This is a genomic window from Mesorhizobium sp. M8A.F.Ca.ET.208.01.1.1 (assembly GCF_004791315.1).
GTDB lineage: Bacteria > Pseudomonadota > Alphaproteobacteria > Rhizobiales > Rhizobiaceae > Mesorhizobium.
In genome coordinates this window covers 217,644-234,015 of record NZ_SRUT01000006.1, presented here as the reverse complement: position 1 = coordinate 234,015, position 16,372 = coordinate 217,644, and the positions used below count along the sequence as shown (strand labels likewise).

15 protein-coding genes and 1 pseudogene are annotated in these 16,372 nt (G+C 64.1%); 5 read left to right on the top strand and 11 right to left on the bottom strand.

Annotated features, from left to right (window positions below):
* The first annotated feature begins 32 nt into the window (after window positions 1-32).
* The 3 genes from EN851_RS25160 to EN851_RS25150 are packed head-to-tail and all read left to right on the top strand — an operon-like array spanning window position 33 to window position 3,358.
* Window positions 33-995 carry a substrate-binding domain-containing protein gene (locus EN851_RS25160; protein ID WP_135882665.1) on the top strand — a complete coding sequence of 321 codons (963 nt, stop codon included), beginning with the start codon at window positions 33-35 and terminating at the stop codon, window positions 993-995.
* A 54-nt stretch (window positions 996-1,049) separates the two neighbouring features.
* A complete protein-coding gene (locus EN851_RS25155; protein ID WP_135930209.1) occupies window positions 1,050-2,600 on the top strand; it encodes a sugar ABC transporter ATP-binding protein in 1,551 nt (516 codons plus the stop codon).
* The gene (locus tag EN851_RS25150) at window positions 2,597-3,358 is read left to right on the top strand and encodes an SDR family NAD(P)-dependent oxidoreductase (protein WP_135930208.1); all 762 of its coding nucleotides are present in this window, start codon (window positions 2,597-2,599) and stop codon (window positions 3,356-3,358) included. The genes EN851_RS25155 and EN851_RS25150 overlap by 4 nt, the downstream gene beginning before the upstream one ends.
* Here EN851_RS25150 and EN851_RS25145 read toward each other — a convergent pair.
* From EN851_RS25145 to EN851_RS25120, 6 genes are all read right to left on the bottom strand, one after another.
* Window positions 3,355-4,254, bottom strand: a complete 900-nt coding sequence (locus EN851_RS25145) for an aldose 1-epimerase (protein ID WP_135862677.1) — start codon at window positions 4,252-4,254, stop codon at window positions 3,355-3,357. The two genes, EN851_RS25150 and EN851_RS25145, sit on opposite strands and share 4 nt — an antisense overlap.
* Window positions 4,238-4,831, bottom strand: a complete 594-nt coding sequence (locus EN851_RS25140) for an SDR family oxidoreductase (protein WP_135930207.1) — start codon at window positions 4,829-4,831, stop codon at window positions 4,238-4,240. The genes EN851_RS25145 and EN851_RS25140 overlap by 17 nt, the downstream gene beginning before the upstream one ends.
* 8 nt (window positions 4,832-4,839) lie before the next feature.
* Window positions 4,840-5,619, bottom strand: a complete 780-nt coding sequence (locus tag EN851_RS25135; RefSeq protein WP_135930206.1) for an SDR family NAD(P)-dependent oxidoreductase — start codon at window positions 5,617-5,619, stop codon at window positions 4,840-4,842.
* 80 nt (window positions 5,620-5,699) lie between these two features.
* Window positions 5,700-6,695, bottom strand: a complete 996-nt coding sequence (locus EN851_RS25130) for an ABC transporter permease (RefSeq protein WP_135930205.1) — start codon at window positions 6,693-6,695, stop codon at window positions 5,700-5,702.
* A 99-nt stretch (window positions 6,696-6,794) separates the two neighbouring features.
* The gene (locus EN851_RS25125; protein WP_135930274.1) at window positions 6,795-8,333 is read right to left on the bottom strand and encodes a sugar ABC transporter ATP-binding protein; all 1,539 of its coding nucleotides are present in this window, start codon (window positions 8,331-8,333) and stop codon (window positions 6,795-6,797) included.
* 212 nt (window positions 8,334-8,545) lie between these two features.
* Complete coding sequence (locus EN851_RS25120; RefSeq protein WP_127275274.1) at window positions 8,546-9,508, bottom strand: sugar-binding protein; 963 nt, start codon at window positions 9,506-9,508, stop codon at window positions 8,546-8,548.
* Window positions 9,509-10,110: 602 nt separating this feature from the next.
* Between EN851_RS25120 and EN851_RS25115 the strand changes: the two genes are divergently transcribed.
* Both EN851_RS25115 and EN851_RS25110 read left to right on the top strand, forming a co-directional pair.
* A complete protein-coding gene (locus EN851_RS25115; RefSeq protein ID WP_189521931.1) occupies window positions 10,111-11,232 on the top strand; it encodes a LacI family DNA-binding transcriptional regulator in 1,122 nt (373 codons plus the stop codon).
* A 109-nt stretch (window positions 11,233-11,341) separates the two neighbouring features.
* Window positions 11,342-12,142, top strand: coding sequence for a class I SAM-dependent methyltransferase (locus EN851_RS25110; RefSeq protein WP_135921933.1), 801 nt, complete (start codon window positions 11,342-11,344; stop codon window positions 12,140-12,142).
* 33 nt (window positions 12,143-12,175) lie between these two features.
* On the opposite strand, the gene EN851_RS25105 is transcribed toward EN851_RS25110, so the two are convergent.
* From EN851_RS25105 to EN851_RS25085, 5 genes and pseudogenes are all read right to left on the bottom strand, one after another.
* Window positions 12,176-12,661, bottom strand: coding sequence for an SRPBCC family protein (locus EN851_RS25105; RefSeq protein ID WP_135921934.1), 486 nt, complete (start codon window positions 12,659-12,661; stop codon window positions 12,176-12,178).
* A complete protein-coding gene (locus EN851_RS25100) occupies window positions 12,658-12,975 on the bottom strand; it encodes a metalloregulator ArsR/SmtB family transcription factor (RefSeq protein ID WP_135862671.1) in 318 nt (105 codons plus the stop codon). The genes EN851_RS25105 and EN851_RS25100 overlap by 4 nt, the downstream gene beginning before the upstream one ends.
* Window positions 12,976-13,125: 150 nt before the next feature.
* Window positions 13,126-13,890: an SDR family NAD(P)-dependent oxidoreductase gene (locus EN851_RS25095; protein WP_135921935.1), complete on the bottom strand. Its 765-nt coding sequence runs from the start codon at window positions 13,888-13,890 to the stop codon at window positions 13,126-13,128.
* A gap of 465 nt (window positions 13,891-14,355) precedes the next feature.
* Window positions 14,356-15,045, bottom strand: a pseudogene (locus EN851_RS25090) (HAD family hydrolase); the annotation flags it as partial.
* A 579-nt stretch (window positions 15,046-15,624) separates the two neighbouring features.
* The gene (locus EN851_RS25085; RefSeq protein ID WP_210212391.1) at window positions 15,625-16,308 is read right to left on the bottom strand and encodes a hypothetical protein; all 684 of its coding nucleotides are present in this window, start codon (window positions 16,306-16,308) and stop codon (window positions 15,625-15,627) included.
* Window positions 16,309-16,372: the final 64 nt, after the last annotated feature.

Below are 16,372 nucleotides of genomic sequence, written 5' to 3'. Positions count from 1 at the left end.
GCAAAAATGCCGGTGAACCATGGAGGTAAGGCATGAAAATTCAGGTGAAGAAGGGGCTGATCCGGGCCGCATTGGTGGCGGCGACAGTCGCCACCTCGGGCCTAGCGCGGGCGGCGGATGTGCATCTGCTCTGGGTGCAGGCGATGAAGGATCACCCGGTGCACCGGCTGATGCAGGCGGGCTTCCTCAACAAGTGCAAGGAGCTCGGCTACACCTGCGAGGTCGTCGGCGACCCGAGCGCCACCAACTGGGACATCCCCGCGACCTTGCCACTTGCCGAGGCCGCGCTTGCCCGTACCAAATATGACGCCATCGGCGTCTACGGGGTGGACCCGGCCATCTATTCCTACATCACCAAGCTTGCCAAGGAGGGCTTCCCGATCGTCACCTGGCACGTCCTGCCGCCGGAAGGCACCGTCAATGGACTGAAGGCTGCGACCGGAGAAGACATTGCCGAGGTCGGCGCCAATGCGGCCATCGCCATCGGCGACAAGCTCGGCGGCAAGGGCACTGTGGCGCTGACGCAAGGCGCTTCCAACGACACCGAGAACGCCATGTCGGATGCCTTCCGCAAGACCATCGCGGCAAAGTATCCCGGCATCAAGGTGCTCGATACGCAGATGGAAGGCTTCGAGCCTTCGGCCGCCGAAGCCAAGGCGGTGGCCATCCTGCAGGGCAATCCCGACGTGACCGCCGCCTTCGGCACCACCGGCAACAGCATCCAGACCTGGTCGGGCGCGGCCCGCAAGGCCGGGCGCGACGTCGTCATCATCGGCATGGACTATATCAGGCAGAACCTCGATCTGGTGAAATCGGGCGCCGCCTACGGCATCGTCGCACAGCCGCTCTACGAGGAAAGCGCCAAGGTGGCCGAACTGCTCGGCGACCTCGCCCAGGGCAAGACGGTTCCCTACAGCAATCCGTTGCCGGCCAAGGTGATCACCGCAGCCGACCTCGACCCGTACTACAAGATGCTAGACAGCGCCGGCCAGTAACGCCTGCCGCCGGGCTCGCATCTTGCGGACCCGGCAACATCCTGAGGGACCACTGTGTCGACCAACCAAGCGCCGCTGTTTTCAGCCACCGCGATCGCCAAGAATTTTGGCGGCGTGCAGGCGTTGCGCGGGGTCGATTTCGACGTGGTCTCTGGTGAAATCCATGCTCTGCTCGGCCAGAACGGCGCCGGCAAGTCCACCCTTGTGAAGATCCTCAATGGCGTGCATCCGGCCGGCTCCTACACCGGCACGATCCAGCTCGACGGCCAGCCCGTCAGCTTTGCCTCGCCGGCCGACGCGCGATCGAACGGCGTCGGTTATGTCCCGCAAGAAATCGAGGTGCTCGAACAGCTCTCGGTCGCCGAGAACGTCTTTGCCGGCCGCACCGGTCTGGGCGACGGCGTGCTGGTTCACAAGCGGAAGCTCGAGCAGCGGGCGGCCGAGATATTTGCCGATCTTGGCATCGATATCGACCCAAGGGCCTATGTCGCATCGCTGTCCTCGGCGCAGCGTCATCTGGTGATGATTGCCCGCGCCATCGTCATGAAGCCGCGCGTGCTGATGCTGGACGAGCCGACCGCGTCGCTCTCGGGCACCGAAGTCGACGCGCTGTTTGCCGTGCTGCGTCGGCTCAAGGCACAGGGCGTGGCGATGATCTACATCACCCATCGCCTGCCGGAAGTGCTTGCCATCTGCGACCGCGCCACCGTGCTGCGCGACGGACAGGTGGCGGTGCGCATTGCCAGCGAGGATTTCGACGCCGAGGCCTTCATCTTCTCGATGTCCGGGCAAAGGTTGCAGCGGCTGTTCCCCGAGCATGCCGCGCCTGTCGGCACCCCGACCGCGCTGGAGGTTCGCCGCCTCAGCGTCGACGGCCACGGCGGTGCTGTCCATGGCGCGAGGGACATCAACCTGTCCGTCGCGGCCGGCGAGATCGTCGGATTGGCGGGACTGCTTGGCTCCGGCCGCAGCGAGATCCTGCACGGCATCTACGGCCGCGTGCTGTCCGAGGGCGAGATCCACGTCGGCGGCAAGGAGGTATCGATCAAGTCGCCCGCCGATGCCCGCGCGGCCGGCATCGCGCTGCTGACCGAGGATCGCAAGCGTGACGGCCTGCTGTTCAACCTGCCGGTCGGCGCCAACATCACCATCGGCAATCTCGCGCCCTTGTCGCGGCGCGGCGTGGTGCGCGGCGGGCTGGAGCGCAACGCCATCGTGGCAGCCATGCGTGCCCTCAACGTCAAGGCATCGTCGCCGCGGGCCTCGGTCACCCATCTGTCGGGCGGCAACCAGCAGAAACTGCTGTTTGCCCGCGTGCTGATGCGGGCGCCGAAGGTACTGCTGCTCGACGAGCCGACCAAGGGCGTCGACGCGGCAACCCGGCATGAGATCTACCGGCTCGTGGTCGAGTTGGCCGACAAGGGCGTTGCACTGCTGATCGTCGCGTCGGAACTCGAGGAATTGATCGGTCTTTGCGACCGCTGCCTCGTCGTCGCCGACGGCCGCATCGTCGATGAATTCGGCCGCGGCGAAGGCGGTGAGGATCGCGTCTTGCGTTCGGTCACCGCGGCGCAGGCCGAGCGTCAGGCGCACGTTTCCGCATGATATTTGCCGGCAAACGCATTTTCGTCACCGGCGCCGCGACCGGGATCGGCCGGGCAACGGCGGACTATCTAGTCGCCGAGGGCGCCAAGGTCTTTGGCGCCGGGCTGGACGGCGATGACGGCAAATCACTGGCGAGCCGTTATGGCGAGAGCCAGCTGATCTTCCGGGAGAGCGACCTCACGCGCGAAGCGGACGTCCGGGCAACCGTCGCGGCGGCGGCGGAACGGTTCGGCGGGCTCGACGCGGTCGTCAACTGCGCCGGCATCTATCCGACAGGCAAGCGGCTGGAAGATCTTTCCGACGAGGACTGGGACAGGACCATATCAGTCAATCTGACGGCCATTTTCCGCGTCTGCCGGGCGACCTTGCCGCTGCTGCGCGAGGCCGGCGGCGGCTCGATCGTCAACATCGCCTCCGTCCATGCCGACGCCACCGTACCCGGCGTGCCCGCCTATGCGGCGACCAAGGCGGCGGTCGTCGGCCTGTCGCGGCAGATGGCGCTCGACTATGCCGTCGACCGCATCCGCGTCAACGCCGTGCTGGTCGGCTCGGTCGCCACCCGCATGACGCTGGACGGGCTGGAGGCAGCCGGCGGCGCGGAAGCGCTGGGCCTGTCTTTCGAACCGAACCGGATCGCGCGCATCGCCAACCCTGCCGAGATCGCCACGGCAATAGGCTTCCTGATCTCGGACGCCTCTTCCTTCGTCACCGGCAGTGCCATGCAGGTGGATGGCGGCCTGCTGGCTCGGCTGCTTTAGGATTGAAGCGCGAAGGGCATGAACGAAACAGCGCCGGCTGCACTTTCCCCCGGGCCAAGCACGATGACGCCCTCTTCCGGATCATCCCATCGGCCGCGGTTGAAGGCGCCGGAGGCATTGGTCTGGGGTTCGACGCAGAAAAACGGTTTTGTCGGGTCGGCATAGAGCATCAGGTGCCTGAAGACCGGATCGGCCGTGATCCGCAGCCCCGCGCCGCGCGAGGGAAAGCGGATGATCGCCTCGCCGCCCCAGCCGCCATAATCATTGTTGCGCCAGCCCGCCGGCAATGGCCGGCCCTCGGCGAAGTCGAGTTCGGGTGGCAGCGTGATCGGGTCGCCGGAAACACCGTCGGGCTCTTCGAGATAGAAACGCTTGGCCTTGAATTGCAGAGTCACGTCCGGGTCGCGATCGAACCAGGGGTGCAGGCCGAAGCCGAACGGCAGGGAAACCGGTCCGGTGTTGGTCAGGGTCATGGTCACGTCAAGCCCCTCGTCGGAAACCACGAAAGTCTGCATCGCGCGATAGGAATAGGGTTCGCCGGCGCCAGCAATATCCAGCCCCAGGGTTGCGCTACCGGCTCCTGCCTCCACGACAGTCCAGGCAAGCTGCCAGCCGCTGCCATGCACGTTGAATTTTTCCGGCGGATTGTTGGGCAGGACCTGCCAACGCTTTGACCTGAACTCAAAGGCATTTCCGGCGATGCGGTTGGCATAGGGCGTCATCGGGAACATGGCGACGCCCAGCACGTTGCCGGCCTCGCGATCGCCGTCCGAAAGCCCGCGCATCAGATCGATGCCGCGCCAGCGCAGTGAACTCACGGAGCCGCCGATTTGCGACACCAGCCCGACCTCGATTGCGCCGGCCTTCAGCGTCAGCGGCTCAGAAATTACGCCCATAGCCTGCCATCCATCCACCGTCGACGCCCAGCATCTGGCCCGTCGCATAGGTGTTCAGTGGATCGCAGAAGAACAGCACGGCCGCAACCGCTTCCTCGATATTGCCGGCGCGGTTGACCGGGACGTGGCTGAGCATCGCCTTGTCACCCGAAACCATGGTCTCGTCCTCGACCAAGCCGACGCCGACGGCATTGACCAGGATTTTGGGGCCGAACTCCATGGCCAGCGTGCGCATGCCGGCCAGGATCGAGGCGTTCTCCATGGAGAAGCGCGGATAGCGGCGCATCGGCATGCCGGCGGTCACCGAAAGCAGGAAGACGATGCGTCCGCCGCCGCGCTCGGTCATGGCCACCGCCGCCTTGCGCGCCGCCGCGTACAAGGTGCCGGGATTTTCGGCCGTGCTTCCCGGACGCAGAGGGCATGATACCAGAACGATGTCGGGGGAAAGGACGCTGGCGTGCCGCGCCCCTTCGAGGACGCGGCCGCCATTGGCGCGCAAGGCGGCGAGTGCCGCCTCGGCAACCGGATTGCTCGCGCCTTCCAGTTCTATTGTCGAGCCAGTGAGATCGATTTCCATGGCCCCGCTCACATCATGTATCCCGCCGTCCAGCCGCCATCGACGGCCAGCACCTGGCCGTTGACATAGCTGGCGGCCGGCGAGGCCAGGAACAGCACCGCCTCGGCGATCTCTTCCGGCTGGGCAGGCCGGGCGAGGGGCACATGGTCGAGGAATTCCTGCGTGCGCCCGGCGAACTTGCCGTCCTCGCCATAGAACAGCTTGGCGGTCAGCGCCGTCATCACCGACCCCGGCGCGATGGCGTTGGTGAGAATTCCCCTGGCGCCGAGTTCGATTGCCATCGACCGCGTCAGATGGATGATGCCGGCCTTGGCGGCGACGAACGGGCTTTGCAGCCGCATGGCGGCGAGCCCGACGACGGAGGCGATGTTGACGATGCGCCCGCCCTTGCCGGCGGCGAGCATCGGGGCCAGTGCTGCACGGCTCACGATGTAGAGGCCATCGAGGTCGATGCCGGTGATGCGGTCCCATTCGTCGGCCGGGAATTCGTCTAATGTGACGCGATGCGCCAGCGTGTTGACGCCGGCATTGTTGATGAGGATGTCGAGGCGACCATAGCGCCGCATGAGCGCGGCAATCGCGGCGTCCACCGATGCGGGATCGCGGATGTCGGTGGCGCAGGCCATCGCATCGCTCAACCCGGCCGCGACCTGGCTTGCGCCCTCGCCATTGATGTCGGCCACGACGATCGCCGCGCCATTGTCCGACAGGCGTTTGGCGATCGAATTGCCGATGGCGCCGGCGGCTCCCGTGACCAGCGCCACCTTGCCTCGCAAATCGCAGCGCATGTCCCGTCAGCCTCCCGCACAGGTTATGCTATTATAATAATCTGGCGGCAGGAACAAGCAGCTACACGGGTGCGCGAGACTTATTCCGCGGCCGCCCCGACCGCGCCCTTGCGGGCGGCATCGACCATCCGCCGGCGCGCCCGGAACACGCCCCATTGCTGGTCGACCAGCACGCCGATGAGGATGACGCCCCCCATCACCGCGAAGTTGAGCGAGGAGGGGATGCCGAGCAGGTTGACCAGGTTCTGCAATTCCTGCAACAGCACCGTGCCGAGGATGACGCCTATCAGCGAGCCCTCGCCGCCGCGCAGCGAGAAGCCGCCGAGCACCGCCGCCGCAATGGCGTAGAGCTCGTAGAACTGGCCATGGCTGGCCGGCGAGATGGAGCGCGTGTACATGGCGAAATAGATCGCCGACAGCGCGGTGAGCACGCCGCAGATGACGTAAGCCGCCATGACGACGCGCCCGGTGCGGATGCCCGAATATTTCGCCGCCTCCTCGTTCTTGCCGATGGCGTAGAGATAGCGCCCGAACACCGAGCGGTGCAGCACCACCCACATGACGATGGCGATGACGATCAGCGCGAAGAAGGAGTTCGGCACGCCCCAGGAGCGGCCGGCGGTCAGGAATTCGAGATCGGGAAAATTCTGGCCGAAGGCGAAGCCTGCCGTGCCGTCGGCGGTGTAGAAGCGCGCGACGCCGCGGTAGATCAACAGGCCGCACAGGGTCACGACGAAGGGCTGCAGCTTGAGCCGCGTGATCAGCCAGCCATGCGCCAGCCCGATGATGGCGCCGAGCGCCAGGATCAGCACGAAGGCGATCGGCCATCCCATGCCGCGCACGGCGATGAAGTCGATGAACAGCGTGCCCAGCAGCGCGACGACGGAGCCGACGGAGAGCTCGATGCCGCCGGTGATGATGACGAAGGCCTGGCCGATCGACAGGATACCGAAGAGACCGATGAGGTTCGAGGTGTTGGCGAGATTGATCGGCAACAGGAAGCGCGGATTGATGATGGCAACGATCGCTCCGACCACCAGGATCAGGATCAGCAGGCCGAGATCTTTCTTTGTCATCGCCGTCTCCGCTTAGCTAAGGCGCGTCGCGCGCTTCAGCTCTTTGTTTATGCATGCCGTTGCCGCAAAAACCGCGGGCAACTTTTGCGCGGGCATGCATTAGTTTGCCGGCTTGCCCACCGCGAGCAAAAGCACGTTTTCCTGGCTGAAATGGTCCTTGTCGAGGATGCCCGAGATCTGGCCCTCATGCATCACGGCGATGCGGTCGGAGACGCCGATCACCTCTTCCATGTCGCTGGAGATCATCAGCACGGCGACGCCGGCATCGGCCAGCGCCCGCATCAACCCGTAAATCTCCGCCTTGGCGCCGATGTCGATGCCGCGCGTCGGCTCGTCGAGGATCATCACCTTGGGGTTCATGGCCAGCCATTTGCCGAGCACGACCTTTTGCTGGTTGCCGCCCGACAGCGTGCCCGTGCGCGTCTGCACCGAAGGCGCCTTGATGCCGAGATTCTTCTTTTGCTTCTCGGCGGTAGCCGCTTCCGCGCTGTTCGAGACCAGCGTTCGCTTCGCATGTGCCGGCAAATTGGGGAGTGAAATGTTCTGCGCTATCGACAGGTCGAGCAGGATGCCGGTCAGCTTGCGGTCTTCCGGCACGAGGAAAATGCCTTGCGCGACGGCGTCCGCCGCGCTCGCCAGCGTCAGCGGCTTGCCGTTGAGCTCCAGCGTGCCGCCGAGGCTGGCTTCGATGCCGAAGAACACCCGTGCCAGTTCGGTGCGGCCCGAGCCGACGAGGCCGGCGAGGCCGAGGATTTCGCCGCGCCTGACGTCGAGATCGACCGGCCGGCTGGGATAGGTGGGGGTGCGGACCGCCTTGGCCGAGAACGCGACGGCACCGGGGGCACGCGCGGCCTCGGAGGCCTTCTCGCGTTCCTTCAGCATGCGTCCGATCATCAGCTTGACCATCTGGTCGTGGTTGATGTCGCGTTTGCCCAATGTTCCGGCCAGCATGCCGTCGCGCAGCACGACGACGCGGTCGGCGACGCGCTCGATCTCGTGCAGGCGGTGCGAGATGAAGATGACCGAGATGCCGTGGGCCTTCAGCGCCTTGATGACGTCGAGCAGCTTGTCGGTCTCGGCGAGCGGCAGGCTCGATGTTGGCTCGTCGAGGATGACCAGCCTTGCCTTGATCGACAGCGCCTTGGCGATCTCGACCATCTGCTGCTGCGCCAGCGAGAGATCCGCGACCTGTGTGTCGGCGGAAAAATTGGCGCCGACGCGCTTCAGCAGCGGCGCCACCATTTCGCGCAGTTTCGCGCGGTCGACCAGCCTCAGCGGCCCGGCGCGCAGCGGCTCGCGGCCGAAGAAGATGTTGGCGGCGACATCGAGATTTTCGAACAGATTGAGTTCCTGGTGAACGAAGGCGATGCCGGACCCCAGGCTGCCCTCCACGCTCAGGCCGTTATGGGCGGTGCCGTCGACCGTGATGGTGCCGGTATCCGGCGTGGTGACGCCACCGAGGATTTTCATCAGCGTCGATTTGCCCGCGCCGTTCTCGCCGACCAGGCCGATGACCTCGCCCGGCCTGACCTCCATCGAAAACCCGTCGAGCGCCACGACGCCCGGATAGGTCTTGCGCACGTTCTCCAAGCTGAGGAACGGGGTGGTCGCCGTGATGGATGTGTCGGAATAATTCATCATGCCTGACAGCGTTTGGCGGGCTCACAGACTGACTGGCCTGATCGAACCCGTCAATAAAAAGCGAAACGTCGCGCCGCCCCTCACCCTTACCCTCTCCCCGTATAGAGACGGGGAGAGGGGGTCGCCAGCGTCGCGGCCATCTCCCTTCTCCCCGTCACTATACGGGGAGAAGGTGCCGGCAGGCGGGCGAGGGGCAGCGCCAACGCCGATCAGTTACCTGCCATCGCCTTGAGATTGGCGGCATAGGCGTCGACGTCATCCTTGCCGATGATCTTGGTCGGGATGATGATCAAATTGCCGGCCGGGATGCCCGACTTGTCGCCCTTGAGATAGGCGGCCATCAGCTTCATGCCCTGATAGGCCCATTCGAAGGGCTGCTGCACGACGGTGGCGGCAACTGTGCCTTCCTTGACGCCGCCCAGCGTGATCGGATCGTCATCGAAGCCGACGACGGTGATCGAGCCGAGCTTGCCGGCGTCGCGCAGCGCTTCATAGATGCGCGGCGTGTTGTAGGAGTAGAAGCCGACCATGCAGGTGACGTCGGGGCTGGCGACCAGCGCGTCCTCGACATTCTTCTTGGCGCGCGCCTGGTCGATGTCGTCGCCGCGCACGTCGACGAGCTCGATCTTGGTGCCGGCGAGACCGTCCTTCATGCCCTGGATGCGCTCCTTGGCATTGTCGGCGCCGAGCAGGCCGACGAAGCCGAGGCACTTGCCGCCGTTCGGCATCGCCTTCTTGGCGATTTCGGCCGCCTGCTTGCCGGCGTCGACATTGGACGAGCCGATATAGGCGACACGCTTGGTCTGCGGAGCATCGGAGTCCGTGGTGAACAGCGCCGTTTGCGAGGCGATCTTGTTCAAGCCATCGGTCGAGGTCTTGGGATCGACGGCCGAGACCATGATGCCCTTGACGCCGGCGGTCACCAGATCGTCCATCAGCCGCTGCTGGATGGCGACCGAGGATTGTTCGGGATATTTGAGTTCGAGCGTGTAGTCGGGCAGTTCGCCCTGCGCCTTCTTGACGCCGGCTTCGGCCGCTTTCCAGAAGTCGGAAGCGCCGTTGACGACGAAGGCCAGCGTCGGCTTGTCGTCGGCGCGCGCGATGGCCGTCGCCGTCAGGCCGACAGCCAGGGCCGCGGCGGCCATGGATGCATTGCGTATCAAGGATTTCATGTTCAACCTCCCGTTTTGGTCAGTCGTAGGACTGGCCGGACTTGCTCACTAGAATTGTCTTGCTCACCTGAATTGCCGTCTGCGGCGTGGACGCCCTCCTCCTCAAGGGGTTCCCGGCACTGAAAAGAATGGCGTCGTTCCCAGCCACGGCCACGGACTTTAGACAACCATTCTTCATTCGTAAATAGTCCGATTTGTCTGACATATCACATATCTGAGACATGGTTTGCGGAAGCAGTATCCGCTCGCCGTCGAGCCATTCACAGACACTTCCACCGCAGCCGGACCGATCGGCCGGATGCGATGGATTGACGGTACAGCGCATCCTTGTATTAGTAAATACTATTAGCAAAGGACGGATCTGGTGGCGCTGGGGTGTCATAGCCGAACGGATTTGACGATGCAGCGATGCTTGCCCGCGCGCAGCCGGAGCCTTGAAGTCTGGGCATTTTTGCGAGGCGTGGGCCTGCACGACGGGATGGGCCGCATATGCTAATAATTATTAGTTTGCCCGACGCGCCCACGGACTGGCAGCGTCACTCCATCTTGTCGGCCCGCCGGGCCGCCGTTAGACAGGCTGGGAATTGGGGAACATCTACGGCATGAGCGAGACGACGGATCCGGACATCGCAACCGCGAAGCGCCGCAAGGCGCCGGCAAAGCCCAAGGGCCGCGTCACCATGACCGACATCGCGCGCGCCGCCGGTTGCTCGCAGGCCACGGTTTCCTTCGTGCTCAACAATTCGCCCGGCATTCGCCTGTCGCAGCAGACCCGCGAGCGGGTGATCGAGGCGGCGCGGGCGCTCGGCTACAGCGCCCCCGCCTTCTCGGCGCTGAAGCAGCCGGTTGCGGCTTTCGAGGGCGCCGCCTTCGACGGACTCGACGGCGTGATCGGCTTCGCTGTCGACCAGCTCGCCACCAGCCCGGAGGCCGTGGTTGCTATCGAGGGCGCGCGCCAGGCGTCGTGGAATGCCGGCAACGTGCTGCTGGTGGCGCAGACCATGGGCGACGCCGTGATGGAGCCGCGCGCCATTTCAGCGCTGACCAGGCGGGGCATTTCGGCGCTGATCTACATGACCATCTTCACCCGCGAGATCACGGCGCCCGACTTCCTCTACGGCCTCGACATCCCGGTCATCCTGCTCAACTGCTACACGACGGACTATGCCTTCCCCGCCGTGGTGCCCTCCGAGATCGCCGGCGGCCAGAGCTCGACCCGCCATCTGATCAGTCACGGCCACCGCCGCATCGCCACCATCACGGGCGAACCCTGGATGCAGGCGGCGCAGGACCGGCTGAAAGGTTACCGCCGGGCGCTCGCCACCGCCGACATCCCGTTCGACGGCGAATTGGTGGTGGAGGGCGACTGGTCGGCCAGCGCCGGCTACGCCGCGACTGTGAAGCTGCTGGCCCTGAAGGACCGCCCGACCGCCATCTTCTGCCAGAACGACCGCACCGCGATCGGCTGCTACGAAGCGCTGAAGGAAGCCGGCCTGCACATCCCGCAAGATATCTCCGTCGTCGGCTACGACGACGAGGAAATCGCCCGCCATCTCTTCCCGCCGCTGACCACCTCGATCCTGCCGCATATGGCCATGGGCCAATGGGCGATCGAGCAGCTGGAAGCGCCGGCGGTGGCGGGACGGGGGCGCTATCCCATCACCAAGCTGGAGTGTCCACTGGTGGAACGGGAGAGCGTGGCGACGTTCAGGGGCTTCGCATAAACCGCCGGTCCCTTGTCCCGTCCCGGATGCAGGCATTCACCGTGCTCCCCGCGTCTTGGCTTCATCTCGATAGGGGTCTAGCCTGCGCCTGCAGCCGGGGGAGGCGCCTATGACATCGAGTTTCACCGTTCATGACGCGTCCGGCTACGAGCAACTCATGGGCCGCTGGAGCCGAAAGCTCGCGCCCAAGTTCATCGGCTTCGCCGGACTTGCCCCTGGCGAAAAGATACTCGACGTTGGCTGCGGCACCGGCAGCCTGACGTTCGAGCTGGCGAAATCCGCCGAACTCGCGTCGATCGAGGCAATCGACTTTTCGCCTGTTTTCGTCGAGGCGGCAAAGCGGCGCAACGCCGATCCGCGCATCGCAATCCAGCAGGCGGACGCCACCGCCTTGCCGTTCGCGGACAATGCGTTCGACCGTGCGCTGGCCCTGCTGGTGCTTCATTTCGTGCCGGAAGCCGGCAAGGCGGTTGCCGAAATGCGCCGTGTTACGCGGCCGGGCGGCGTGGTCGCGGCCGTGGTGTGGGACCATCTCGGCGGCATGGCGGGCATGCGCATGATGATCGACACTGTGGCGGCGCTCAGTGAGAGCGGACGCCAGCTGCGCGGCCGCTATTGCTTCCAGCCGATGATGCAGCCCGGCGAAATGAAGCGGAGTTTCGTGGAACAGGGGCTGGCCGACGTGACCGAAACCGAGCTGATGATCCGCATGGATTACCAGGACTTCGCCGATTTTTGGGCGCCGATATCAGCCGGCGAGGGCCCGCTCGGCAAATACATGAGCACGCTGGAGGCAGCCGAGCGCGAGCGCACCGAGGCTGCCGTCCGCGATGCCTATCAGGCCGGACGACCCGACGGGCCGAGGTCGTTCGCCAATGTGGCCTGGGCGTGCAGGGGCGTGGTGCCCTGACCGCAGGCGGCGAAGCGCCTTTAAAAGCTGCTGTCAGGCCTGCCGTGCAACCAGATCGACATAGCGTTGCAGGTAGAGCGGCCAGCCCTGATCGCCGGCGACGGCATCGCGGACGCCTTCCCAGCCCTGGCCATGGCGCTCCAGGTTCCTGTGCTCGATCTCGACGCGGGTACGCTCAGCCGTTTCGGCGGTGAACCGCACCTCCCATTCGCTGGTTCTGGCCGGATCGGTCTCGATGCGCCATTGCGGGCTGATGTCCCAGCTCAGGAGCACGCGGTTGGGCGGCTCATAGGCCAGCACGCGCGCCCAGCGGCACTCGCTGCCGTCGACGCCGCGATCATAGACGTGGCCACCGACCCGAGGCTCGAACACCGTCTCGGCGACCTCGGCTGCAAGCAGATTGTGCTCTGGCGGTTTGAAACTGCCGAATTCCTCGGTGAAAACCTTGAAGGCGCGTTCGATCGGCGCCTCGACCACGACGGACTGTTTCACGGAGGCGATGGGGACCTGGGTGTTCATGGTGACTCCTCTGGTGGGGTCTCGACAGCCAGCTTGTAGGCCGCGAGAGTCTTGCTCCAGAACCGGTCGAGCCAGGCGCGCATCTGGCCAAGCCCGTGCGGATCGATGTGGTAGACGTTGCTGGCGCCCTTCGGCTCCGCGCGCACCAGCCGCGAATCCCTGAGCACCTTCAGGTGTTGTGACACCGCGGACTGCGACACGCTGACCTGCCGCGTGACCTCCGCCACGGAGCGCGGCCGCTCCGCGATCAGCTCGAAAATCTGCCTTCGGGTCGGATCGCCCAAGGCGGCAAGCTGTGGACTATCAACAGTCATGACTTATGATTAGTGCAGACTGATGATTGAGTCAAGCGGGCGCACCTAGTAGGCCCTGTTTGGCAGTGCGGGAATTTCTCCCGAAAGAGAGATCGCATTCGTTTGGATGGAAGGAATTACGTCAGGTCGAGATCCACCCGGCCGCGAGATCTATCCCTTGCGTTCTTCAAGGCTGTTGCCGCCGTCGACGACGAGCAAGGCGCCGTTGATATAGCTGGCGCTCTCGGAGGCCAGGAACACGACTGCCGCCGCGACCTCGTCCGGCCGGCCGGCGCGGCCCGGCGGCGCATGCAGGGCCGCTATCCGCTCCGGCTCGCTCGAGGCGCCTGTCTCGATCCAGCCCGGCGCCACGGCATTGGCGGTGACGCCGTGGCGCGCCACTTCCAGCGCCAATGTCCGGGTCAGGCCGACCATCCCGGCCTTAGCCGCGGAATAGGCGGCGGTGCCCTGGTAAGAGACCAGCGGCCCGGTCACCGATGCGACATTGACGATGCGCCCATACCCCGCTTCGACCATCGCCGGCAGAAACGCCCTGGTGACGAGAAACGCCGTCTTCAGGCTGGTGTCTATGCCCTGGTCCCACTCGGCCTCGCTCATCGTCAGGAACGTCTTGTCGACGGACGGCGTCGCCAGCGATCCCATGCCGGCATTGTTGACCAGGATATCGACAGTACCGACCTCTGCCCGCAGCCGCTCCACCTCCGCGGCGATGGTGAGATCGGCGATAGCGGCTTTGGCATCGATGCCCTCGCCGCGAAGCCCGCCGGCGCGCTCAAGCACCCGCGCGCTGGCGCCGGTCAGGAAAACGGCATGCCCGGCCTGGCCAAACTGGCGCGCAATGGCGAAGCCGATGCCGTCGACAGCGCCGGCGCCGGTGATCAGGACACGCCTGGTTTTGGGGGTGGTTGCGGCCAAGTCAGGCTCCAAAACCCGTTCGGGCCAAACGTGTCACCTATGTCTCCGGTACAAACCGTAACCTGTGTGTCGGGAACGGACCCTATGGAACTGGCATCCCACGGTGGAGGAAAGCGACAACTAAGTCCACACCACACCCCAGCAATAACGGCCTCAATCACCCAGCTACGGCTTGCGGCGCGATGTGCTGCGAGGGGACGCTATGATAGGCCTGCTGCGATTGAGAGGCAAAAGCGCCTGCCGGCGCGAAGATTGGCTCCTGCCGAACGGACTCCCGGAGAGGCTGGGACGGTGGTGAGCGGTCGGCGCGAGCGAACCGGCCGACGAGCTCTTGCATCGGACCCTGGGGCCGCCCTTACGGCGAGGGTCCGGAACGGGAGGTCGGTATGGCAGCGAAAAGGAGCGATGGTTCGGTCCCAGGGAGATAGCGCGGCGTCACCACCAAGGCGCGCTGCCGAGCAAGCCTTAGTCGGCGATTTCGAATGGAAAGACCTTCTTCCAATCCTGCTTCATGTCGACGACAATCCAGCCCCGCTTGGTCGCCTGGTCCCAGGCCTTGTCAAGCTTGCCGACCGGCGAATTTCGGTCATAGGCGTATTCGCGCTTGGCGTCGGTGTGATGCACGATCCCCATGAATCGCGCTCCATTGCCGGAGGCGGTCCATTCCAACATCTGCTGGTCACCATCCGAATTGCCGAAGGCAAGGATCGGCTTGCGCCCAATGAACCTGTGGATACCGACAGGCTTGCCCGGACCATCGTCGATGAAATCGACTTTCGCATCCTTGACCAATGCCGGCGTTCCATCCGGCTGAACCGTGAATTTCGTAATCCCTGACGAGCCGACAATCCTTTCGGGCGGAATGCCGTAGACCTGCTCCACCCAGGGGCGCATGAAATCAATTCCACCGCCCGAAACGATGAACATCTTGAGCTCGTTTTGCCGCAGATACTCCAGCAACTCCAGCATCGGCTGGTAGACAAGTTCGACATAGGCGCGATTAAAGCGTGGGTGCCGGGCGTTTTTTGTCTATTCGACGACCGCCTTTGTGAACTCCTCCGTGGTCATTCCGGCGTGCGTCGCCGCCATGATCTCGAAAATCCCCTTCTCGCCCGAAGCGAGCCAGGCCTTCTGGTCGTTGGAAATCACCGATTTGGCGCCATCGATCAACTGCCTGATGGCGCGCCGCGCCGGGTGATGATGAGAACTACGTCTACGCTATAGCCCTCCTTTAGGCAGTTTCGCACCGAGGATTTCAGCAGACCGCCGATTGCCCCGTTGCACAAAGCGGCTGACGAAGGAGGACTCCATGCAATCGGGCAACGTTTGAAGGTCTGAATGGGGCCGACTCCAGAAAGGCCGGTTCCGGCCAGACGACCTGAATAAGCCGACATTCGGCTCACGGTCCCATGTCTGCCATTCAACAACCTATTGCCTGTCGCCAAATGGGCCATCGGAACTCGAGCAAGTGGCGACCTGAACCCGAGTGTCATTGACCGAACCGATTGGTCGGCAGCCCACCTACCCGCACCGCGACCGCAATGTCGCAGAGCGCGCATAGACGACAACTGGAAAAGTGCCAAGAGTGTTGGACAGGGCGTGGAAGACCGCTCCTCCCAACGCTTGGCAGCAGGGCTTGTTAGAGCTGTGCCTTATCAACGAGGCATCTTAGAAGGCCGAGCGTCTCTGATGCGCAGACGCTCGGCTATCTAGCGTTATTTCAGTCGGGAGAGGCTACCAGTTGTCGGCAGGTCGAGAATTTGCGAGATCACCATAATATACAGACGGAAGTGCCTTCGCGAGGAACGAGAACTCCGAATGGCAATGGCGCATCAGCCCCAGTCCGATCTCGTCCGGGACAGCGTGGCCGCCCTTGTCGCTATCGAGACCAAGAACGAATCTGCTTCGCAGAACGAGGCCATCGGGCGTGTCCCGTGTGACGTGCATCATCCGGCCGCTTGTTGGAATTCCATGCTCGTCAACCTCAACATCATCGCCAAAGCCAATTCCGGCGTAGAAAAGTGCGGATACGCCGCCCACCTTCTTTGCGGCATCGATGTCCGTGGCACTGAAGTATGCGGCTGGGCTTAGGAATTTGATGGTTGCTTTGACCGGAGGAACCTCTCCTAGCGACTCCGTCGCCCTTATCGTCGCGCCGATGTAGTTCTCACCTTTTTTCCAAAGCTCGTCCCAACCGAAATGGCGCTTGTGATCAATTGGGTGCCACCAGCGAAGGTGTTCGTCGGTTTCAAAATACTTGAACCACCATTCCAGCATCGCTCCATTGCACCCTGGCATTATCGTTCTGCAGGCGACCGTGAGGGTGCCGGAGGCGAAGCGCTCGATACCCATTTCGAGTCTAATTGGGTCGGCGTGCAGCAGTGCGACAGGGATTGCTGCGTCCAATTCATGTTGCATTTCCATCTCCCATATTTAGGAAACGTTCTTCGTTTCCTAAATATGATCGGTATACCGTTCGTAC

Excerpts from the sequence above, each read along its gene's own strand:
- EN851_RS25160 (WP_135882665.1), top strand. The coding sequence starts at position 33 with ATGAAAATTCAGGTGAAGAAGGGGCTGATCCGGGCCGCATTGGTGGCG.
- EN851_RS25150 (WP_135930208.1), top strand. The coding sequence starts at position 2,597 with ATGATATTTGCCGGCAAACGCATTTTCGTCACCGGCGCCGCGACCGGG.
- EN851_RS25145 (WP_135862677.1), bottom strand. The coding sequence starts at position 4,254 with ATGGGCGTAATTTCTGAGCCGCTGACGCTGAAGGCCGGCGCAATCGAG.
- EN851_RS25140 (WP_135930207.1), bottom strand. The coding sequence starts at position 4,831 with ATGGAAATCGATCTCACTGGCTCGACAATAGAACTGGAAGGCGCGAGC.
- EN851_RS25135 (WP_135930206.1), bottom strand. The coding sequence starts at position 5,619 with ATGCGCTGCGATTTGCGAGGCAAGGTGGCGCTGGTCACGGGAGCCGCC.
- EN851_RS25130 (WP_135930205.1), bottom strand. The coding sequence starts at position 6,695 with ATGACAAAGAAAGATCTCGGCCTGCTGATCCTGATCCTGGTGGTCGGA.
- EN851_RS25125 (WP_135930274.1), bottom strand. The coding sequence starts at position 8,333 with ATGAATTATTCCGACACATCCATCACGGCGACCACCCCGTTCCTCAGC.
- EN851_RS25120 (WP_127275274.1), bottom strand. The coding sequence starts at position 9,508 with ATGAAATCCTTGATACGCAATGCATCCATGGCCGCCGCGGCCCTGGCT.
- EN851_RS25115 (WP_189521931.1), top strand. The coding sequence starts at position 10,111 with ATGAGCGAGACGACGGATCCGGACATCGCAACCGCGAAGCGCCGCAAG.
- EN851_RS25110 (WP_135921933.1), top strand. The coding sequence starts at position 11,342 with ATGACATCGAGTTTCACCGTTCATGACGCGTCCGGCTACGAGCAACTC.
- EN851_RS25105 (WP_135921934.1), bottom strand. The coding sequence starts at position 12,661 with ATGAACACCCAGGTCCCCATCGCCTCCGTGAAACAGTCCGTCGTGGTC.
- EN851_RS25100 (WP_135862671.1), bottom strand. The coding sequence starts at position 12,975 with ATGACTGTTGATAGTCCACAGCTTGCCGCCTTGGGCGATCCGACCCGA.
- EN851_RS25085 (WP_210212391.1), bottom strand. The coding sequence starts at position 16,308 with ATGCAACATGAATTGGACGCAGCAATCCCTGTCGCACTGCTGCACGCC.